The 20,603-nt window shown below is 41.7% G+C and carries 20 protein-coding genes; 15 read left to right on the top strand and 5 right to left on the bottom strand.

The annotated features are described in order from the left end of the window. The first annotated feature begins 3 nt into the window (after positions 1-3). The 3 genes from lpdA to ACGLYD_RS13225 all read left to right on the top strand — a co-directional run bounded on the left by lpdA (position 4) and on the right by ACGLYD_RS13225 (position 2,871). The gene (lpdA, locus tag ACGLYD_RS13235; protein ID WP_067211592.1) at positions 4-1,416 is read left to right on the top strand and encodes a dihydrolipoyl dehydrogenase; all 1,413 of its coding nucleotides are present in this window, start codon (positions 4-6) and stop codon (positions 1,414-1,416) included. 192 nt (positions 1,417-1,608) lie between these two features. Further along, entirely contained in the window at positions 1,609-2,565 is a 957-nt protein-coding gene (locus ACGLYD_RS13230; protein ID WP_399628364.1) for an NAD(P)H-dependent flavin oxidoreductase, read from the top strand. 24 nt (positions 2,566-2,589) lie between these two features. Beyond that, complete coding sequence (locus ACGLYD_RS13225) at positions 2,590-2,871, top strand: UPF0223 family protein (protein WP_399628361.1); 282 nt, start codon at positions 2,590-2,592, stop codon at positions 2,869-2,871. Between the two features lie 259 nt (positions 2,872-3,130). Here the strand turns inward: ACGLYD_RS13225 and ACGLYD_RS13220 are convergent, their stop codons facing one another. Continuing rightward, entirely contained in the window at positions 3,131-3,760 is a 630-nt protein-coding gene (locus tag ACGLYD_RS13220) for a YktB family protein (RefSeq protein WP_067211585.1), read from the bottom strand. Between the two features lie 160 nt (positions 3,761-3,920). Between ACGLYD_RS13220 and ACGLYD_RS13215 the strand changes: the two genes are divergently transcribed. Both ACGLYD_RS13215 and ACGLYD_RS13210 read left to right on the top strand, forming a co-directional pair. After that, positions 3,921-4,118 carry a hypothetical protein gene (locus ACGLYD_RS13215; protein ID WP_067211583.1) on the top strand — a complete coding sequence of 66 codons (198 nt, stop codon included), beginning with the start codon at positions 3,921-3,923 and terminating at the stop codon, positions 4,116-4,118. Between the two features lie 118 nt (positions 4,119-4,236). Further along, positions 4,237-5,031 carry an inositol monophosphatase family protein gene (locus ACGLYD_RS13210; RefSeq protein WP_067211581.1) on the top strand — a complete coding sequence of 265 codons (795 nt, stop codon included), beginning with the start codon at positions 4,237-4,239 and terminating at the stop codon, positions 5,029-5,031. Between the two features lie 67 nt (positions 5,032-5,098). Here ACGLYD_RS13210 and ACGLYD_RS13205 read toward each other — a convergent pair whose 3' ends face one another. Beyond that, positions 5,099-5,284, bottom strand: coding sequence for a YlaF family protein (locus ACGLYD_RS13205; protein ID WP_399628357.1), 186 nt, complete (start codon positions 5,282-5,284; stop codon positions 5,099-5,101). A 99-nt stretch (positions 5,285-5,383) separates the two neighbouring features. On the opposite strand from ACGLYD_RS13205, the gene typA reads away from it, so the two are divergent. The 3 genes from typA to ACGLYD_RS13190 all read left to right on the top strand — a co-directional run bounded on the left by typA (position 5,384) and on the right by ACGLYD_RS13190 (position 8,441). After that, positions 5,384-7,213: a translational GTPase TypA gene (gene typA, locus ACGLYD_RS13200; protein ID WP_067211576.1), complete on the top strand. Its 1,830-nt coding sequence runs from the start codon at positions 5,384-5,386 to the stop codon at positions 7,211-7,213. Between the two features lie 170 nt (positions 7,214-7,383). Beyond that, positions 7,384-7,731: a YlaH-like family protein gene (locus tag ACGLYD_RS13195; protein WP_067211573.1), complete on the top strand. Its 348-nt coding sequence runs from the start codon at positions 7,384-7,386 to the stop codon at positions 7,729-7,731. Between the two features lie 572 nt (positions 7,732-8,303). Beyond that, positions 8,304-8,441: a hypothetical protein gene (locus ACGLYD_RS13190; protein ID WP_156476076.1), complete on the top strand. Its 138-nt coding sequence runs from the start codon at positions 8,304-8,306 to the stop codon at positions 8,439-8,441. Positions 8,442-8,544: 103 nt separating this feature from the next. Here the strand turns inward: ACGLYD_RS13190 and ACGLYD_RS13185 are convergent, their stop codons facing one another. Both ACGLYD_RS13185 and ACGLYD_RS13180 read right to left on the bottom strand, forming a co-directional pair. Further along, positions 8,545-8,748, bottom strand: coding sequence for a YlaI family protein (locus ACGLYD_RS13185; RefSeq protein WP_067211571.1), 204 nt, complete (start codon positions 8,746-8,748; stop codon positions 8,545-8,547). A gap of 13 nt (positions 8,749-8,761) precedes the next feature. After that, complete coding sequence (locus ACGLYD_RS13180) at positions 8,762-9,262, bottom strand: peptidyl-prolyl cis-trans isomerase (protein ID WP_187045465.1); 501 nt, start codon at positions 9,260-9,262, stop codon at positions 8,762-8,764. Between the two features lie 396 nt (positions 9,263-9,658). Between ACGLYD_RS13180 and ACGLYD_RS13175 the strand changes: the two genes are divergently transcribed. From ACGLYD_RS13175 to pyc, 3 genes are all read left to right on the top strand, one after another. After that, positions 9,659-9,952: a YlaN family protein gene (locus ACGLYD_RS13175; protein WP_067211564.1), complete on the top strand. Its 294-nt coding sequence runs from the start codon at positions 9,659-9,661 to the stop codon at positions 9,950-9,952. 62 nt (positions 9,953-10,014) lie between these two features. Continuing rightward, positions 10,015-11,178, top strand: a complete 1,164-nt coding sequence (locus ACGLYD_RS13170; RefSeq protein WP_067211561.1) for an FtsW/RodA/SpoVE family cell cycle protein — start codon at positions 10,015-10,017, stop codon at positions 11,176-11,178. Positions 11,179-11,196: 18 nt separating this feature from the next. Continuing rightward, a complete protein-coding gene (pyc, locus tag ACGLYD_RS13165) occupies positions 11,197-14,634 on the top strand; it encodes a pyruvate carboxylase (RefSeq protein ID WP_187045464.1) in 3,438 nt (1,145 codons plus the stop codon). 105 nt (positions 14,635-14,739) lie between these two features. Here pyc and ACGLYD_RS13160 read toward each other — a convergent pair whose 3' ends face one another. Next, positions 14,740-15,651 (bottom strand): heme A synthase, encoded by a 912-nt coding sequence (locus ACGLYD_RS13160; protein WP_399628349.1) that lies wholly within the window; start codon positions 15,649-15,651, stop codon positions 14,740-14,742. Between the two features lie 325 nt (positions 15,652-15,976). On the opposite strand from ACGLYD_RS13160, the gene cyoE reads away from it, so the two are divergent. The 4 genes from cyoE to ACGLYD_RS13140 all read left to right on the top strand — a co-directional run bounded on the left by cyoE (position 15,977) and on the right by ACGLYD_RS13140 (position 20,603). Further along, positions 15,977-16,894, top strand: coding sequence for a heme o synthase (gene cyoE, locus ACGLYD_RS13155; RefSeq protein ID WP_067211558.1), 918 nt, complete (start codon positions 15,977-15,979; stop codon positions 16,892-16,894). Positions 16,895-16,994: 100 nt separating this feature from the next. Next, entirely contained in the window at positions 16,995-18,068 is a 1,074-nt protein-coding gene (coxB, locus tag ACGLYD_RS13150) for a cytochrome c oxidase subunit II (RefSeq protein WP_399628345.1), read from the top strand. A 34-nt stretch (positions 18,069-18,102) separates the two neighbouring features. Beyond that, complete coding sequence (ctaD, locus tag ACGLYD_RS13145; protein ID WP_342538801.1) at positions 18,103-19,977, top strand: cytochrome c oxidase subunit I; 1,875 nt, start codon at positions 18,103-18,105, stop codon at positions 19,975-19,977. After that, a complete protein-coding gene (locus tag ACGLYD_RS13140; RefSeq protein ID WP_067211552.1) occupies positions 19,977-20,603 on the top strand; it encodes a cytochrome c oxidase subunit 3 in 627 nt (208 codons plus the stop codon). The genes ctaD and ACGLYD_RS13140 overlap by 1 nt, the downstream gene beginning before the upstream one ends.

Here is a 20,603-nt window from a genome sequence, read left to right as displayed (position 1 = left end):
ACAATGGTAGTAGGAGACTTTCCAATCGAAGTAGATACACTTGTCGTAGGTTCTGGACCGGGAGGATATGTCGCAGCAATCCGTGCGGCACAATTGGGCCAAAAAGTAATCGTTGTTGAAAAAGGCGATATTGGTGGCGTGTGCTTGAACGTAGGATGTATTCCTTCTAAAGCGCTAATTGCTGTTGGACATCGTTATGCCAATGCAAAAAATTCCGATTCAATGGGAATTACAGCAACAGAAGTGAAACTAGATTTCACTAAAGCGCAAGCGTTCAAAGATAGCGTAGTCAGCAAGTTGACTGGCGGAGTTGCAGGACTTCTTAAAGGCAACAAGGTTGATTATGTTCAAGGTGAAGCTTATTTCGTCGATAGCAACACAGTACGTGTGATGGACGAAAGTTCTGCGCAAACATATAAATTCAAAAATGCAATCATTGCAACGGGTTCACGTCCGATTGAAATCCCGACATTCAAATTTACGAAACGCGTTATCAATTCAACAGGTGCTTTGAGTCTTACAGAATTACCGGGTAAACTTGTCGTTATCGGTGGCGGTTATATCGGTACTGAGCTAGGATCTTCATATGCAAATCTTGGATCTGAAGTAACGATTATTGAAGGCGGCAATGACATTCTTGCAGGTTTTGAAAAACAAATGACACAAATCGTTAAAAAAGGCTTGAAGAAAAAAGGCGTCGAAGTTGTTGTTAAAGCGTCTGCAAAAGGCGTTGAAGAGACAGCTACTGGCGTTACAGTTACATACGAAGTAGGCGGAGAAGAGAAGAAAGTCGAAGCTGATTACGTACTTGTTACTGTAGGTCGTCGTCCAAATACGGATGAAATCGGATTAGAAGAGATGGGCATCAAGTTCCTTGAGCGTGGTCTTATCGAAGTCGACAAACAATGCCGTACAAGCATTCCAAATATCTATGCAATCGGTGATATCGTTCCAGGTCTTCAGCTTGCACACAAAGCTTCTTATGAAGCTAAAATTGCAGCAGAAGCAATTTCAGGCGAGAAGTCTGAAGTTGACTACTTGGCGATTCCTGCCGTTTGTTTCACTGATCCTGAACTTGCAGCTGTTGGCTTGAACGAGCAACAGGCAAAAGAAGAAGGTTATGAAACAGTAGTAGGGAAATTCCCGTTTGCAGCTAATGGACGTGCACTTGCACTTGATGCTTCTGAAGGTTTCGTCAAACTTGTATCACGTAAAGAAGACGGGCTTCTACTTGGAGCGCAAATTGTGGGTGAAAGTGCATCAGATATGATCGCTGAACTTGCTCTTGCAATCGAAGCAGGAATGACACTTGAAGATGTTGCAATGACAATTCATGCTCACCCAACATTGAGTGAAATTTCAATGGAAGCGGCTGAAGTCGCTTTGGGTAAACCAATTCATATGATTACGAAATAATTTTCTAGAGTCAGTGATTAAGACCGTCTATGAGGTAGCAAGATATCCTCGTAGATGGTTTTTTTTAGTTTGAATCGGACTATGAAACAGGTATGTGGATCCGTGTGACCTAGCTTTTTCTGCCTTTTGTTTGCAGGTTTAGTAGATGGGGATGAAGAAGAGTGTCAGTGGAGTAACGGGGGAGGCATTCAAATGGAATGGAAAACAAAAATAACGGAACTGCTCGATATCAATTATCCAATCATTCAAGGGGGACTCGCTTACTTGGCTTATGCCCAACTTGCTGCTGCCGTCTCGGAAGCAGGTGGACTTGGACAAATTACGGCAATGAGTTTGGATTCAGCAGATGCACTGCGCGTTGAAATTAAAAAAGTAAAAACGCTGACTGATAAACCGTTCGGCGTGAACTTTGCGATTGGACAACATGGACGTCCATATGCCCATATGGTGGAAGCTGCTCTGGAGGAAGGCGTTACAGTAATGTCGGTAACGGGTGGGAATCCCGCGCCATTTTTTGCCCAACTTCAAAATACCAACGTTAAAAAGCTTGTGCTAGTTGCTGCAAAAAGGCAGGCTCAGAAAGCGGAATCACTCGGAGCTGATGCAGTTATGGTTGTTGGACAAGAAGGTGGGGGACATCTTGGGCGTGACGATATCGGAACGATGGTACTTGTTCCACAAGTTGTCGATGCTGTTTCAATCCCAGTTATTGCATCCGGTGGTATCGGGGATGGTCGCGGTTGGATGGCCGCTCAGGCATTAGGCGCCGAGGGGATTGAGATGGGAACAAGATTCATTGCGACGAGAGAGTGTGTCCATGCATCTCAAGCTTATATCAATCTACTTCTTGCAAGTAGTGAAACCGATACGACTGTTATTAAAAGAACACTAGGAGCACCCGCTCGAGCATTAGCGGGAAGTTGGACGAAGAAAATAATTGACATGGAAGCTAAAAATGCTGATTATGAAGCGATGAAAGATTTAATCAGTGGCGAAGCTAATCGCCGTTTTATTCATGATGGAGATGCCAATAATGGTTATGGATGGGCGGGTCAGGTTGCTGGGCTTATTAACGATGTACCATCCGTTGCAGAATTAGTTGAGCGTATGGTGAATGAGGCGGAAACAATTCGTAAAAGATGGAACTAAAGAGAGTAAAGGGAGCGAATTAGCATGGATTATAATTATCCAATTAGGCATGATTGGTCGACCACAGAAATTATCGCAGTAGCGGCATTTTATGAGGCGGTTGAAAAAGCATATGAATCAGGAATTGCAGGAGGAAAACTGATGGAGGCATATCGGGGATTCAAAAAAGTGGTTCCTTCCACGGCGGAAGAAAAAACATTGTGCAAGGAATTTGAGGAAGCGAGCGGTTACGTCTGTTACCGTGTTGTTCAAATGGCGAAAGATACAAGTGGTGAAGAAATAATAAAAGGAATGCCCTCGCGTTAAGCGGGAGCATTCCTTTTATCTAAAGCTAAGAAGTATAAGGTTTTCACCTGGAACAGTATCTAGACTCCAGCGCCTAGCCCCACACGACGTGGGTCATGCAGTGGGGAGGGATTGAAACTGCATCCCTCCTTGTTGCGACAGGATGTCGCGATCCTAAGCTGCCTTCCCCTGTCGCATCAGGCCATAAGTTAAAGGGCAAAGAGCGCCTTTCTCTTAAGGCCTTCCAGCGCTTGTTGGGTCTACCAAGGCGCTTACGCTTTTATTGTTTATTAATGACTACATCATAAACAGGTAGCAGTTGGTCAAAAGTCTCTTCTGCAAATGCCATGAATTCTTCGGTGGAAAGTTTAACGGCGTCTTCACTTGGTAAATGCCGACCGACAAGGAACTCCGCTTTTTTGACAGTTTGTAACCGCTCTAAAAGTTGTTCGAGTCCAACGTCCCCCGCTTGTTCGATAGTTGTAGCTTCGGGTTTCATATGATCACCAGAAACGATATAAGTACCAGGGAGGCTAGTTAAAACATCCAATTTGCTATCTAGACGCTCGGCAATCCCTTTTTTATCTGAATTCTCATAAATTACCGCTAAAATAATGAATAAATGTGACCCCCATAAGCCAATCTGAAAGTGAGGCAATGCTTTGTAGCCCCGTTTAGCAGGTGCGAAGGCGACCCAACTGTCATTTGGTGGATTTACTGTCCGTCTTGCGTGTTTTGCGACATGTGGAAAAAACTCATCAGTCCCATGTGCTGAAAGGCGGTCCGCAAAATGCATACCTAGAGTTCCAAACTTGGGTTGGATTCGATTTTGCAATGCTTCCATCCGCTTTTCTAGCCCTTCAATTGAAAATACATCAAAATCATCTTTTTCCCAAAAAAGACCAACCATTTTCATTACCCCCAATTACATTTACACGTTTATCATAACAGAAAAAGGGGAACAATCTTTAGTAACAAGGCTTATAACTAGAGCGAACTCTGGTCGTAGCATATTTTAAGTATAACTAACGGAAAATTTGGACTATATACTGAAAAAGGGGTGTCAACTTATGAAACAAGTCGTCCATGTTATTCGCAAAGCCGATGTAGAGAAAGAATATGTGAAGCTACTTAACCTAGAACTCGATTATGAACTTGCAACACTTTTCGATGCTGTGCAAGAAGATGATGCAAAGCAAAAAATGAAAAGCAAGCATAGGCTTATGGAAATTCACCGTGAGCTGGAGATACTTAATGGCTTCGCATGATTCTGATTGTCGGACCAGAAAAGGCATCCATACACATCCTTTAGAAACAGGGATAGTGTAATGGGATGCCTTTTTCGATATAGTGTACTATAGATAGTCGTTTGGAAGGGGTGGCTTTATGAAGTGGGGAATTATTGATCGTTATGCAAAGTCGTTGATAAAAGAAGCGGGTCATAAAATTCGAGTGTCTTTTTTCAATCAAATCGATATCGATACAAAATCGAGTGCGAATGACCTTGTGACAAATATTGATAAAGAAATCGAACAATTCTTCATCAGCAGGATTAAAAGAGATTTTCCTGACCATAAGATTCTTGGTGAAGAAGGATTTGGCGATGTTGTTCAGACGCTTGATGGGGTCGTTTGGATGCTTGACCCAATTGACGGAACGATGAATTTCATTCACCAAAAACGGAACTTTGCCATCTCTCTCGGAATATATGCAGAAGGCGTCGGTATGCTTGGTTATATTTATGATGTAATGCGCGATGATTTTTATCATGCTGCTAAAGATGAAGGGGCTTATTTCAATGATGAACGGCTACCGCAATTGGAGATTACACCACTAGAAGAAGCCGTTATTGGTATTAATGCCAGTTGGGTGGCTCCGAATCACTTCGTTGACAACGAAAAAATTATTGAACTGATTAGAACGTGTAGAGGGACAAGATCATATGGCTCGGCAGCGCTCGAGTTGGCGTATGTCTCTTCAGGTAGGCTGGATGCATACATGTCTATGAGGCTGTCGCCATGGGATGTTGCTGGGGGCATTGTTATTGCGCAGGAGGTCGGTGCAGTTGCAACAAACATGAAAGGGGATTTCCCGCACCTTCTTGGGCAGGATACATTTATAGTCGCAAGGCCTGGATTGCATCAAGATATAGTGACAAACTATATTGACCTAAAACAATAAAAAAAAGGACGTTACAGGCATCGAATACTACGATTACCATGAAACGTCACATTTGAAAAGAATGTTATTAAAGTAGGCCTTGTTCTCTATATTTCTTTTTCGTTTTAAATCCGTTACCCATAATTAGAATCAATGCAACGATGGCTATAATCGCAATCGTGGGGCTGCTCATACCGACTGCAACGCCGATTGCACACATTGAAGCGATAGCGGCAATGGAGTAAAAAACGAAAATCCATTTGATGTTTTTCAAAAAAATACCTCCATCTACAATTAAATGTTTTCGAATTATCTTTACATGTGCTATAATAACACAGTTAATCAACTGAAAAAAGAATAATGGAGTGAAATCATGACTAAACTTAGAAGTGACTTACGTAACATAGCAATTATCGCCCACGTCGACCACGGAAAAACGACGCTTGTCGATCAACTTTTAAAACAATCGGGAATCTTCCGTTCTAACGAACAAGTAGATGATCGTGCAATGGACTCAAATGAAATTGAACGTGAACGCGGAATTACGATTCTTGCAAAGAATACGGCAATTGAATATAAAGATACAAAAATCAACATTTTGGATACACCAGGTCACGCAGATTTCGGCGGAGAAGTGGAACGTATCTTGAAAATGGTAGATGGTGTAATTCTTGTTGTCGACTCATACGAAGGGTGTATGCCACAAACGCGTTTCGTATTGAAAAAAGCGCTTGAGCAGAACTTGAAACCAATCGTTGTCGTTAATAAAATTGACCGTGAATTTGCACGCCCGGAAGAAGTAGTTGATGAAGTTCTTGAATTATTCATCGAACTTGATGCGAATGATGAACAACTTGAATTCCCAGTTATTTATGCATCAGGATTCAACGGTACTGCAAGCTTATCACCAGACGTTTCAACACAAGAAGAAACGTTGCGTGTACTATATGACGCAATTCTAGAACATATCCCTGCTCCAATCGATAATAGAGACGAGCCTTTACAGTTCCAAGTATCACTTCTTGACTACAGCGATTATGTTGGCCGTATCGGTATCGGACGGATTTTCCGTGGAACGATGCAAGTCGGACAGTCGGTTGCCGTTATAAAACGTGATGGTACTGTCAAAAACTATCGTGTTACGAAAATGTCTGGATTCCTTGGTTTGAAACGCGTTGATATCCAAGAAGCTTTCGCAGGAGATCTTGTTGCGGTATCTGGAATGGAGAACATTGACGTTAGTGAAACAATTTGTCCGGCAGATCATCTGGAAGCACTTCCAGAGTTGTTCATTGACGAACCAACGTTACAAATGACATTCCTTGTAAACAATAGCCCGTTTGCAGGTAAAGAAGGTAAATGGGTAACGTCAAGAAAAATTGACGAACGCCTTCAATCACAATTGCAAACAGATGTATCTCTTCGTGTAGATCCAACTGATTCGCCTGATGCATGGACTGTTTCAGGACGCGGAGAGCTTCACCTTTCTATTCTTATTGAAAACATGCGCCGTGAAGGATTTGAATTGCAAGTTTCGAAACCAACAGTAATCGTGAAAGAAGTAGATGGTGTTCGTTGTGAGCCTATCGAACGTTTACAAATTGATATTCCTGAAGAGCATACAGGCTCTATTATCGAGTCGATTGGTGAGCGTAAAGGCGAAATGCTTGATATGATCAACAATGGTAATGGACAAGTTCGTCTAATATTCAATGTACCTGCGCGTGGATTGATTGGTTATTCAACTGAATTCCTTACATTGACAAGAGGTTACGGAATTATGAACCATACGTTTGATTCTTACCAGCCAATGGCAAAAGGTAAAGTCGGCGGCCGCAGAAACGGTGTTCTTGTTTCAATGGAGAACGGTACAGCTACGCCTTACAGCATCATGCAGCTAGAAGACCGCGGTATTATGTTCGTTGGTGCTGGAACTGAAATCTATGCTGGGATGGTTGTTGGTGAAAATACGCGCGAAAGCGATTTGACAATCAACTTAACAAAAGCTAAACAAGCGACAAACGTACGTTCAGCTTCTAAAGACCAAACAGTTACAACTAAAAAACCACGTATTATGTCGCTTGAAGAAGCGTTACAATATCTGGGTGATGACGAGTATTGTGAAGTGACGCCAGTATCGATTAGACTTCGTAAGAAGATACTTGATAAAAACGAACGCGAACGTGTTCAGAAAAAGAAATAATCGCTGTTTAAACATAAGTGATCTTAGTAAAAGAAAGCATCTTGAGTGCCTTACCTCATACAGGGCTAGTCGACTGATAGGTCAGGTGCGGCTTTCTGAGGTCCTTTAACAGTGACGGGATTATTACTATTCCGACCTATAGAAAAGCTTTACAGAAGGGAATGTGTTGAATGAGTGCTAGTGTTGGCGATACAGAGTTCGTATTCGGAAAGATGTCGGGTATTGCACGCTTTATATACGAAGTGATGCCTTCCTATACGGCTGCCGGTTATGTACTTTTTGCCCTCGTCTTCCTCATGTCGGCAATTGTTTATAAACTGGGATTTGCTAGAAAACTGAGGCCTTTACAGACTTTGCTGATCTATGCCTTCTTGTTTATCGGCTGTCTAATTTTGACGTTTCTTGGCTTTTTCCTCCCGATCGTGGAGGCTCTCATCGTGGCGGCTCTTATTTTAATTATCTACCGAGTGCGCAGGATGAATGAGTATAAAGAGAAAAAAGAAGACTCCATCATCTGATGGAGTCTTCTTTTTTAGAATATAAGAAAGTCACTTCTGTTGATTAACTATCTATTTATATCAAATACTGGTGAGTAGGGCTTGGGGAAATCCATTTTCATTGGATCGTTTCCGGTTCGCTTTCGGCTGAATAATCACGACACCTTTACCGAGGGACCATAGTGTGGCTAGAAGTGAATCCGTCACTTCTAGCCACACTTTTTTCAGTAATTCTGTTGCGAATAGTTGCCTGTCGCGTTCCTACAAAGTTCAAGTGAAAAATGTAGCTGCTTTGAAAGAAAAGAATAGATGACTTTCTATATAGAGTGTAGGTGCCCGAAGATACAATTACGGGCACTCTTGCCCGTCGTACAACGCGTTCCTTACTTACTTTTAGCAAAGATTATTCATGTAATCATGTGATGCCTTATAGAAAGTGACACTTCTTTAAAATAAAAAAGAAAGAACCATAGAGAAAGCATCAGCCGCCAAAATTGTATCTTTGGCGGCCTTTATCCAGATAAGAAGCTAGCTATTCTTTTGTCCCAAAAAGCTTCAGCACTACGTGTACTTATGCATTTGGAGCGCGACGGATGAAGGACACTCATACGATTACCGAAAAAATGTGTAGGGATGCGACGAAGTCGCATCCCTACACATTAAGATATCTCGGTACTGGTATAGGAGTTGTTCAATCCAAAGCAACTGTACTCGGGACGCCTAGTATTTGACTAAGTTATTTTGTGGTTAACTTTGGTTAATCAACACATGTGTAAGAATGTATAAGTTTTCGACACGGAACAGTGTCTAGGCTTCAGGCGCCTTACGCTTTTCTCAGAAATCTTTTTCGATTGACTGGGAACTTCGGTAGAAAATGAAATTCCCAGTCGCGATTCGTGCAATCGTTTTTTCGGCAATCCGATTATTACATTCCTGACACATATACGTATGGATAGGGCGATTCCGGAGTGTTTTTGCTAGTGGCAAATCGTCTGGAAGTTGCCCGACGTTGTCACAGATGACACATTTTACACGCATTGGAAATCCTCCTTCAGTCAACTCGGATCGCAATGACGTTGCGAATCGGATTATCATTGTTCGAACCGTCTTTGAAGACAACATGCACGGGCCCGCCCTCAAGTAGCGGCTTACCCTCGTCGCTGAATTTGAAAATGATATCATCGACTTTCGTAAGTGGGAATGAGTGACTTTCGCCGTCTGATGTTTCAAATGCTAATGTTCGTGCATTTTCGGCAGGCTCCGCGATTTTTAAAAAGTGACGCAATTGGATGCCGTATGTTCCAGTAAGGACTTTTCGTTTTTCAAACTTTTTTTCTGTTTCCAGGGTAGGCGGGAACGTTGCGCCTTCCATTATTTCACGGGACCAATGTTTCCCCATAGCTCTTTTATATTCTTCTAGTTCATCTTTTTCGATGTGACTTTCTGTAAAGTACGTTTTCAAATCAACGCGACGATCATCGAAAATCCACACGGTCGGGTCAAGTGTGATGACATGACGTACATTTCCTTTAATCGGAATTATTGATTCCAAATGAATATCCCCCTACTTGAATTAAATTATCTTTTGTTTCTAGTATAACGCTTTGATGTCTCAAGGAAAAGCTTTTGCTTTTCGATGGCTTAGGAAACTAGAGAATTTTGTCCTATAGATAAGTTGTAACATAAAGATAATACTACCTAACATCAGTCCATAGCGACTCTGGCAATAAGAAGGGCTGAAGAGGCGGCATTTTTTGTTTGAGAAGGATATAGGTTATGTACTGTTGCTACAGGGAGTGGCGCATTTAGGCTTCGTTCATCTGTTACAAGCACTTGTATTTTTGTTTTGTAAAACGCCAAAGGGAAAACGCTTGCTTTTTCCTGTTCTGAAAGATACAATTTATTGATAATAACCATTAAGAAATAAAAGTTTGATGGGGGCGTCCTCATGGATATAGAATTGCAGGAAACGAATAAGGAAACGTATCAGGAAAAGGCATTGAAGCAACTTCAAGCTGATGCTGATAAGATTGGTCAACTTATAAAAGTACAGATGGACCATTTGACGATGCCGCAGTGCCCACTCTATGAAGAAGTGTTGGATACACAAATGTATGGCTTGTCTCGTGAAATTGACTTTGCTGTAAAGCTAGGTTTGATTGACCGTCCGAAAGGCAATGAAATTCTTTCTTTACTTGAGAAAGAAATGACAGTGTTGCATGAAGTATATACGAGAAAATAAGCCGAAAACTCAAACTGACATAATGGTTTGAGTTTTTTGTTTAATGAAAAAGAGGTAACCCTATGAAAACATATACTAAAAAGCTATTCCGCTATTTTGATTTCCCACTGTTTTTTGTCTACCTGTTACTTTGTCTGTTCGGACTTGTCATGATATACAGTTCAAGTATGGTTGTAGCGGTAGGTAGGTATGATCTTCCGGCAGATTCTTTTTATCAAAAACAGTTGTTAAATTTAAAACTTGCCATTCCCGCTTTCTTTTTGGCGGCTTTTTTTCCGTACAAGAATTATAAACGGAAAAAATTGATGATTTTTGCTGTAATAGGTATGCTATTTCTGTTGTTTCTGGTCCATTTCGTTGGTACAGGTGATCATGTTGGAGCCACTAGTTGGATAAAAACGCCTTTTGGTAATCTACAACCCTCAGAAGTTGCGAAATTGGTCTTAATTGTCTATTTTTCAGGAGTTTTTGCAAAAAAATATGAGTCTGGCACAATCGATAATATTAACCAGTCAATATTACCGCCCGTGGTCATTTTAGTATTAGCAGTGGGTTCTATTATGCTCGAGACTGATATCGGAGGCTCGTTCATTATAATCATCACAGCACTTTCGGTCCTAGCAGCAAGCGGTATTAAAAAAAGAACCTTTATGAAAATTAGCGGGATAATTTCTGTGGGTCTTGTCTTTGCTGCGCTTGTCCTTTATTTCAAATGGGAATCGATTATGACCCCAGGTAGGGCTGGCCGTATACTATCATTCCTGAACCCATTCGATTATATCCAAGGGTCTGGCTATCAGATTGCGAACGGCTATATTGCCATTGGTTCTGGAGGTTTGCAAGGGAGAGGTCTTGGTAACTCTATTCAAAAAATGGGCTACTTACCAGAGCCGCAAACAGATGTCATTATGGCGGTGATTTCAGAAGAATTAGGCCTTCTTGGTGCTATTATCGTAATAGGGGGACTCGGTTTCATCGTCTTAAGGGCTTTATCTATTGCGCTTCAGGCAAAAGATCCCCATGCGCGCATGCTTGCGGCGGGAATTGGAAGTATGATAGGAATTCAAACATTCGTTAATTTGGGTGGCCTGACGGGGTTGATACCGCTTACAGGAGTTACTTTGCCGTTTATTAGCTATGGCGGTACATCTGTTATTCTGTTATCTTTAGCTTTAGGAATATTAACGAATGTCTCAATGTTCGTAAAATATGAAAAAAACAATTAGAAAAGGAAGTGCCTTGTGATGGAACAGATTAAGAAAATTCTTGTAGCCAACCGTGGAGAAATAGCAATACGAGTTTTTCGCGCTTGTACCGAATTGAATATACCGACGGTGGGGATTTATTCAGCGGAAGATAGTGGGTCATTCCATCGTTACAAGGCAGATGAGTCTTATCTAGTCGGAGAAGGTAAGAAGCCGATTGATGCTTATCTCGATATCGAAGGGATTATCGCGATAGCGAAAGATTGTGGCGCGAACGCGATCCATCCTGGTTATGGATTTCTTGCTGAAAACACAGAATTTGCAAGGCGTTTAGAAGAAGAAGGAATTATTTTCATCGGCCCAAGTTCAAAGCAACTGGATATGTTTGGGGATAAAGTAAAAGCACGTGAGCAGGCTGTTAAAGCGGGAATTCCAGTGATTCCAGGTAGTGACGGTCCGGTTTCTACAGTCGGAGAAGTCGCAATGTTTGGCGAATCGAATGGTTATCCTGTCATCATTAAAGCATCTCTTGGTGGTGGAGGACGCGGAATGAGGATTGTGAATTCTGCGGAAGAAGTCAACGAGGCTTTTGAACGTGCGCGGTCAGAAGCGAAATCTGCATTCGGATCTGATGAAGTGTATGTCGAGAAATACATCGATAAACCAAAACATATCGAGGTACAAATACTTGGAGATACATATGGCAATGTCATTCATCTATTCGAGCGGGATTGCTCAATTCAGCGTCGCCATCAGAAAGTCGTCGAAATAGCACCCTCGATTTCACTTGAAGACGGATTACGGGAAGCAATTTGCGATGCGGCAGTAAAGGTGATGCGAAATGTTAATTATAAAAATGCGGGAACCGTAGAATTTCTCGTATCGGATGGCCGATTTTATTTCATCGAGGTAAATCCACGTATTCAAGTTGAGCATACAATTACTGAAATGGTGACGGGTATCGATATCGTCCACGCGCAAATTCATATTGCAGACGGGAAAAACCTTCACGCTACTGAAACAGGTATTCCAACACAAGACAAGATTCCGTTATTCGGATATGCAATCCAATCCCGTGTGACAACGGAGGATCCATTGAATGATTTCATGCCGGATACTGGTAAATTATCGGTTTACCGATCGGGTGGAGGATTCGGTGTTCGTCTTGACGCGGGGAACGGTTTCCAAGGGGCTATCATCACGCCGTACTATGATTCATTACTTGTTAAAGTATCTACATGGGGTATGACTTTCCGTGAAGCTGCTTCCAAAATGGACAGGAATTTACAGGAATTCCGGATTCGTGGCATCAAAACAAATATCCCGTTTCTTGAGAATGTTGTGAAGCACAAAAACTTCTTAACAGGTAACTATAATACGAGTTTTATTGATTCAACACCTGAATTATTCCTGTTCCCGAACCGCAAAGACCGTGGGACGAAAATGTTGAATTATATTGGTAATGTGACTGTTAATGGATTCCCGGGAATCGGTAAACAATCTAAGCCGGTTCTACATCCTGTAAGAAAACCGATAATTGACCTTCTTACACCGCCAAAACCGGGTACAAAACAAATTTTGGATGAACGTGGTGCTGAAGGGCTTATCAAATGGATTAAAGAGCAAGACGATGTACTTTTGACAGATACAACATTCCGCGATGCACATCAATCATTGTTGGCTACACGGGTGCGTACTTCCGATATGACGTCAATTGCGGCTGAATCGGCAAGACTGATGCCTGACCTGTTTTCTTATGAAATGTGGGGCGGAGCAACATTCGATGTTGCTTATAGGTTCCTGAAAGAAGATCCTTGGGACAGGCTGTTAAAACTGCGAGAACAAATTCCAAATGTACTTTTCCAAATGCTATTCCGCGGCGCAAATGCCGTAGGTTATACAAATTATCCTGACAATGTCATCCGTGAGTTTGTTAAAAAGTCAGCGGATGCTGGGATTGATGTCTTCCGTATTTTCGACAGCTTGAACTGGATTAAAGGCATGGAAGTTGCAATTGATGCAACACGGGATGCGGGGAAAGTTGCCGAAGCGGCAATTTGTTATACAGGAGATATTCTTGACGATTCCCGAGCGAAATATACGGTTAATTATTATAAAGAGATGGCAAAAGATCTTGAATCAGCTGGAGCCCACATCCTTGCTATCAAAGATATGGCAGGTCTTTTAAAACCGGAGGCGGCTTATCGACTAGTTTCTGAATTGAAAGCAACAGTGGACATTCCAATTCACCTACATTCGCATGATACGAGTGGAAACGGTATCTATATGTATGCCAAAGCGATTGAGGCTGGCGTAGACATCGTTGACACGGCTTTAGGATCAATGGCAGGTCTAACTTCACAACCGTCGGCAAGTTCGCTACACTACGCGCTGCAAGGCGGTAAACGCAATGTACGTGCAAACGTGAAATCACTTGAAGACTTATCGTACTACTGGGAAGATGTTCGGAAGTATTATCAGCACTTTGAAAGTGGCATGATGAGTCCGCATTCGGAAATCTATGTACATGAAATGCCTGGTGGCCAGTATTCAAACTTACAGCAACAAGCGAAAGCGGTAGGTCTAGGTGAGCGCTGGGAAGAAGTGAAGAGCATGTATTCTCGCGTTAACCTGTTATTCGGAGATGTTGTGAAAGTGACACCTTCATCGAAGGTTGTTGGCGATATGGCCTTGTTTATGGTACAGAACGAACTTGACGAAAAGTCAGTCCTTGTACGCGGAAAGTCCATCGATTTCCCGGAATCAGTTATTGAGTTTTTCGAAGGATATATCGGCCAACCATATGGTGGATTCCCAGAAGAACTACAAAAGATTATTTTAAAAGAACGCCAAGCGATTACTGTACGTCCTGGAGAACTATTGGAAGATGTCAATTTTGAAAAGCTACGGGATGAATTGAATGTGAAATTGGAACGTCCAGTTACTAGCCATGAAGTACTTTCTTATGCCCTTTATCCGAAAGTTTTCGAAGAATATTCGCAAACGAATAAGCAGTTCGGTGATGTATCTGTTATTGATACACCTGAATTCCTATATGGGATGCGTCTCGGCGAGGAAATCGAAGTAGAGATTGAAAAAGGGAAAACGTTGATTGTTAAGCTAGTGTCGATTAGCGAACCGCAATCGGATGCAACAAGAGTCATCTATTTCGAATTGAACGGACAGCCGCGTGAAGTGATTATTGAAGATATGAGTGTAGAGTCCGTCGCAGTTAGGAAACAAAAAGCGGATACCTCAAATGCTGCGCATATTGCTGCTACTATGCCGGGAACTGTTTTGAAAGTTGCAGTCTCAAAGGGAGCGAAAGTGAAAAGAGGAGAACATTTGCTCATCACAGAAGCTATGAAAATGGAGACAACGATACAAGCACCTTTCGATGGTATAGTAAAAGAAATATATGTGGCTGCAGGAGAATCGATAGCTACAGGTGATTTGCTCGTTGAACTGGAGCACTAACATAAAAACAAGAGCACTCGAATTATATTCGGGTGCTCTTGTTATTTTTGTTAATAAGTTGGGTAGACAAGTAGTAAGGACTGGCCAAGGGCTGGTCCTTACTACTCATTTTGATAGTTTACTTCTTGATACAAGTAGAATCATGTACGTTAACAAACCGAATAACAACGTGATGAATAATGAATGAAGCAAAGCAATATAAAGGTTTAGTCTAGTCAAAACAACCAACATTCCTGTTGTTGCTTGGAGTGCGACAAGTATAAATGCGATACTCCAGCCCCAATAGATGACGCGTTGATTTTTGTAATGACGAAGTGCATGGATCATGATGATTAATAACCAGACGAAAATAAATGCCGCGGCAGTACGGTGACCCATCTGAACCCACTCGAACATGTTACGCGGAAGGGCGAATGCCGCGTTCTGGCATAGTGGCCAGTCCAGGCAGGCAAGACCAGACTCTGTATGACGGACGAGTGCTCCAGTATAAACTACAAAGTAAGAGTAAACGGATACGCCTATTGTATGCCATTTCAACCGTTTACATATTTGTAACTTATCTGCATCAAACTTTCGATCCACTTCAAATATTAGAAGGGTTAATAGAAGGACTGATGCAAAGCTTAAAAGAGAAATACCAAAATGAAGCGCGAGTATGAAATCACCTTGACCCCATAATACTTGAGCGGCACCAATCAATGCCTGTAATATAAGGAAGAATACGGCCGCGATTGCTAAGAATTTTGTTTCCCTTATATGTCCGATTGATTTCCATGACCAGACAGCTAATATGACAATCAAGATTCCCACAGACCCAGTTACCAGCCGATGTGAAAATTCAATAAGTACTTCTGCGGTAATCTCATCGGGAATAAGTTGCCCGTTACATCCTGGCCAATGTCTGCCGCAGCCCATGCCGCTATCGGTTTTTGTAACAAGCGCCCCTCCAAGTAAGATTAAAAGCATGCCTATTGTCGATGCGACTGCGAACCATTTTAAATATCTATTAGATTTCAAAAAAATGACACCTACTTTTTTATTGATGACCATTGTATAAAAGGTCCCTGCTTTTTTGATGATAACGAAAAATAAGTAAAAAGACAACGAAGATTGGCTGAAAATGCCTCAGTAATGGTCCTTTTCACAAATTGTTCATAAAGAAGACGCTTTAACTTCACAAAAGACCCATCGAAATGATTTACTATAGAGGGTGTTGAGTAATAAATGTGTCGATATTTCAAGGAATTCGGTAGAAATTTTGTATATGTATAGAAATACTACCCGAATTTCGCTATAGTTAACTGTAGCGGTTAACGCTCACAACTTTGGAAGGAGGGGTAACTTGTCAAACGGTCATACAATTTCCACACCTGTCGAATCGAATGTAGTGACGGTGTCTCTTTATAAGGACTTCCTTGCGCTCATTAAAATCGGCATTGTTAATTCGAACATGATCACAACTTTTACGGGACTATTTCTTGCTTTTCAGTTCACTGGTAAAAACTTTCTACATAATATAGATTTGCTTGTCTATGCTCTTCTCGGATCGGGATTGATAATTGCTGGATCTGCGGCACTGAACAACTTGATTGATCGTGATATTGATCCAGTCATGACGAGAACAAAGTCCAGACCAACAGTTACCGGGCGATTCAAGGCACCGGCTGTATTGACACTTGCGCTGACTTTCATCGTAGTAGGCGAAGTGCTATTGTTTTCTGCTTCTATAGCAGCTGGTCTTTGGGGACTTGCAGGTATCTTCAGTTATGTTGTACTCTATTCGATGTGGTCGAAACGTAGGCACGTAGCTAATACAGTTGTTGGAAGTGTTTCGGGAGCAATTCCGCCTTTAATCGGATGGGCTGCGGTTGAACCAGCACTTGGTGCAGGTGCCTTGGCGCTATTCCTGATTATGTTTGTTTGGCAACCGCCGCATTTTTATGCGCTGGCGATGCGTCGGACAGACGAATACCGTGCAGCAAATATTCCAATGCTACCTGTTGTAAAAGGTTTTGCAAGAACGAAGAAATCGATGTTGGTATGGGTACTGTTTTTATTTCCATTGCCGTTTCTACTTACTGAGCTAGGGGTAGGCTTCTTAGTACTTGCGAGCGCATTGAATATAGGGTGGCTGTATTTAGCACTTAAAGGATTTAAAGCAAAAGATGATATAAAATGGGCAACGGGTATGTTCATCTATTCATTGAATTACATGACGATCCTTTTTGTGGCCATGATTATCTTCTCGATATTCATCTAACATATTGGAATTCTTTCTTTGCATAGGAATTCATATAAAGAGGTCAGCAGTCCTCACAAGAAGAAAAACATTTTTTTAGAAAGAGAGGTATCATTAAGCGATGATGAAAGGACTCAAAAAGTGGCGTCTTTTTTCTTTATTAGCAGCTCTTACCGTGTTTCTAGCGGGATGTGGTCAGGAAGGGCTATCCACACTTCTTCCGGCTGGTCAAGTCGGGAAAGATCAATTCAAATTGCTGATGTTATCATCAGGAATCATGTTACTGGTTATTCTAGTAGTAGTGATTATTTATGTAGTTGCAATTGTTCGTTTCAGACGCTCGAAACTGGGTGAGGACTTTGTTCCTAAAGAAGTTGAAGGAAGCCATACATTAGAACTTGTATGGACGATTATTCCTGTTCTCCTTGTTTTACTTCTAGCGGTCCCTACAGTTTATTACACATATAAACTAAGCGATGTCAGTGCGATGAATGAAGTCAACGAGGATGGCGATTCAGAAAATCTGGTCGTAGATGTTACGGCTAAGTTATACTGGTGGGAATTTGAATATCCTAATCTCGGAATTGTTACAGCGCAAGAACTTGTTGTACCAACTGGAGAAAAAGTATATTTCAACCTCCTTGCGGCAGATGTTAAGCACTCCTTCTGGATTCCGGCAATCGGAGGAAAACTCGATACAAACGTTGAAAACGTAAACAAATTTTATTTAACGTTTGATAAAGAATCGAAAGATGTGCAAGACGGAGTGTTTTACGGGAAGTGTGCGGAGCTTTGTGGTCCATCACACGCACTTATGGATTTCAAAGTAAAATCATTACCCCGTGCTGAATTCGATAAATGGGTTACAGCAATGCAAGCAACTGGTGAAGAAACAACAGATGTTGCTGCAGCTGGTCAAGGTGAAGAATTATTCCAACAAAGTTGTATTGCATGTCATGCGACATCTGCAGTCGGTGAAGGCGGAGATAAGGCTGGACCAAACCTAGCGTCATTTGGTGACCGTAATCGTGTTGCTGGATTTATGGATCACACGCAAGAGGATTTGGTTGAGTGGATTTCAGACACTCAGAAACAAAAGCCAGGAAACTTGATGCCGTCATTCGGTGAACAACTTTCTAACGAGGAAATAAATTCAATTGCTGAGTACCTCATGGGACTTTCAGTAGAAAAATAACTATTAACGTGAATTTGAAGAGGAGGTAAACAAATTGAGTTCAGTTGCTCAAAAAAGAGGTTTTGGCGCAACGCTATGGGATTGGCTTACAACAGTTGACCATAAGAAGATCGGTATCCTTTATCTCCTAGGTGGAGGATTCTTCTTCATAGTCGGCGGTATAGAAGCAATGATCATTCGTTTGCAACTTTTAACGCCAAACAACGATCTCGTCAGTGCGGGAATATTTAACCAAATTATTACGATGCACGGAACGACGATGATTTTCTTGGCGGCCATGCCTATATTAATTGGATTTATGAACGCCATTATGCCACTCCAAATTGGAGCGCGTGATGTAGCATTCCCATTTCTTAACTCACTAGGTTTTTGGATGTTCTTCTTCGGTGGAGTATTCTTAAACGTATCATGGTTCTTTGGTCAAGTTCCTGATGCAGGTTGGACATCTTACGCATCACTTGCAATGGCATCTGAAGGACATGGTGTTGATTTTTATGCAATAGGACTTCAAATAGCCGGTGGTGGTACGTTATTAGGGGGGATTAACTTCCTCGTAACGATTATCAATATGCGTGCACCGGGGATGACGTATATGCGTATGCCATTATTCACATGGACTACGTTCGTTGCGTCAGCTATGATTCTGTTCGCATTCCCACCACTTACAGTAGGACTTTTCCTTCTGACATTTGAAAGAATGTTTGGTGCTAACTTCTTCGATCCTGTGATGGGTGGTAATACCATTATATGGGAGCATATATTCTGGATATTTGGTCACCCTGAAGTATATATTCTGATTTTACCGGCATTCGGTATTTTCTCGGAGATCTTTACAATTTTCTCTCGAAAAAGACTATTTGGTTATTCAGCGATGGTATTTGCTACCGTCCTTATTGGATTCCTAGGCTTCATGGTTTGGGCTCACCATATGTTTACAGTTGGTCTTGGGCCAACAGCAAACGCGATCTTCTCTGTAGCGACAATGGCTATTGCCATACCTACTGGAGTTAAGATATTTAACTGGTTGCTAACCATATGGGGCGGAAGTATTAAAGTAACAACACCAATGCTTTGGGCGCTGAGCTTCATCCCAACGTTTGTTATGGGTGGAGTTACGGGTGTTATGCTAGGTACTGCACCACTTGATTACCAATTGCATGACACATACTTTGTTGTTGCTCACTTCCACTATGTAATCGTTGGTGGTACTGTATTCGGTATACTTGCGGGTACGCATCTATATTGGCCGAAGATGTTCGGTACAATGCTAAATGAAGCACTTGGTAAAGTTACATTTTGGTTCTTCTTTATCGGTTTCCATTTAACATTCCTAATTCAACACTGGTTAGGTTTCTGGGGAATGCCGCGTCGTGTATTTACATACATGAATGGTCAAGGTTGGAACTCAGCAAACTTAATTAGTTCTGTAGGTGCACTATTAATGGCTATTGGGATTACGATTATGGTTTATAACATTATCGTAACTTCAATTAAAAACGTACGTGTAGCAAATGACCCTTGGGGTGACGGGCGTACGCTAGAATGGGCGATTGAATCTCCACCGCCATTCTATAACTTTGCGCAGACTCCACTTGTACGTGGTCTTGATACAGTGTACATCGAAAAAATGGAAGGTAATCTGTCGGGAATTACTCCGGCTGAACCTGTTCAAGATATCCATATGCCGAACGGTTCTTTCATTCCATTCATGTTAAGTTTAGGTCTGTTCATTGCAGGATTTGGAGCAATGTTCCGTACTGAGGAATCATGGGGAATGGCAGTTCTAGTAATTGGTCTTATATGGACTTTCGCTTCTATGGCAATGCGTTCATTGAAAGACGATCTTGGCTTCTATGTTAAGAAAGAAGACATCTTAAGAGATATGAAACGTAAAGGGGGACAAAAATAATGGATTTGAATAAAAAATTCACCCCTGAGACGTGGCCTGATCATCCGGAAAAAGCAACGTTAGAGGCAAAGAATAAATTTGTTGGATTCTGGCTGTTCCTTGGCGGAGAGACAATCTTGTTCGCAACGCTTTTTGCGACCTATCTTGCTTTAAAAAACAAAGGACCAAGTGGATTTGAATTTTCGACACAAGGGCTTTTTGAATTACCGCTTGTCTTCGTCATGACGTTGCTTTTATTAACTTCATCTTTGACGAGTGTATACGCGATGTATCATTTGAAAAACTACGATTTCAAGAAAATGCAGCTATGGCTTGTCATTACTGCATTCCTTGGGCTTGGTTTCCTTGCGCTCGAAGTGTATGAGTTTGTACACTATATACATTTAGGCTTTACATTTGATAACAGTGCATTTAGTTCTGCATTCTATACGCTTGTTGGTACGCACGGTTTCCACGTAGCGATCGGACTTGTCTGGCTTACGCTACTCATCTTCCGTAACTCCAAGCGCGGACTGAACTTGTATAACGCGCCTAAGTACTATACATTCTCGTTATACTGGCACTTTATCGATGTTGTTTGGGTATTCATCTTCACTGTAGTCTACTTGATGGGAGTGATAGGTTAA

Origin of the sequence: Sporosarcina sp. SG10008, assembly GCF_044569405.1 — a bacterium.
Taxonomy (GTDB): Bacteria; Bacillota; Bacilli; order Bacillales_A; family Planococcaceae; genus Sporosarcina; species Sporosarcina psychrophila.
The sequence above is the reverse complement of the archived record's forward strand: the minus strand, read 5'-3'. Positions and strand labels throughout refer to the sequence as shown.

Coding starts and splice junctions, on each gene's coding strand:
- lpdA (WP_067211592.1), top strand. CDS start 4: ATGGTAGTAGGAGACTTTCCAATCGAAGTAGATACACTTGTCGTAGGT.
- ACGLYD_RS13230 (WP_399628364.1), top strand. CDS start 1,609: ATGGAATGGAAAACAAAAATAACGGAACTGCTCGATATCAATTATCCA.
- ACGLYD_RS13225 (WP_399628361.1), top strand. CDS start 2,590: ATGGATTATAATTATCCAATTAGGCATGATTGGTCGACCACAGAAATT.
- ACGLYD_RS13220 (WP_067211585.1), bottom strand. CDS start 3,760: ATGGTTGGTCTTTTTTGGGAAAAAGATGATTTTGATGTATTTTCAATT.
- ACGLYD_RS13215 (WP_067211583.1), top strand. CDS start 3,921: ATGAAACAAGTCGTCCATGTTATTCGCAAAGCCGATGTAGAGAAAGAA.
- ACGLYD_RS13210 (WP_067211581.1), top strand. CDS start 4,237: ATGAAGTGGGGAATTATTGATCGTTATGCAAAGTCGTTGATAAAAGAA.
- typA (WP_067211576.1), top strand. CDS start 5,384: ATGACTAAACTTAGAAGTGACTTACGTAACATAGCAATTATCGCCCAC.
- ACGLYD_RS13195 (WP_067211573.1), top strand. CDS start 7,384: ATGAGTGCTAGTGTTGGCGATACAGAGTTCGTATTCGGAAAGATGTCG.
- ACGLYD_RS13190 (WP_156476076.1), top strand. CDS start 8,304: ATGAAGGACACTCATACGATTACCGAAAAAATGTGTAGGGATGCGACG.
- ACGLYD_RS13185 (WP_067211571.1), bottom strand. CDS start 8,748: ATGCGTGTAAAATGTGTCATCTGTGACAACGTCGGGCAACTTCCAGAC.
- ACGLYD_RS13175 (WP_067211564.1), top strand. CDS start 9,659: ATGGATATAGAATTGCAGGAAACGAATAAGGAAACGTATCAGGAAAAG.
- ACGLYD_RS13170 (WP_067211561.1), top strand. CDS start 10,015: ATGAAAACATATACTAAAAAGCTATTCCGCTATTTTGATTTCCCACTG.
- pyc (WP_187045464.1), top strand. CDS start 11,197: ATGGAACAGATTAAGAAAATTCTTGTAGCCAACCGTGGAGAAATAGCA.
- coxB (WP_399628345.1), top strand. CDS start 16,995: ATGATGAAAGGACTCAAAAAGTGGCGTCTTTTTTCTTTATTAGCAGCT.
- ACGLYD_RS13140 (WP_067211552.1), top strand. CDS start 19,977: ATGGATTTGAATAAAAAATTCACCCCTGAGACGTGGCCTGATCATCCG.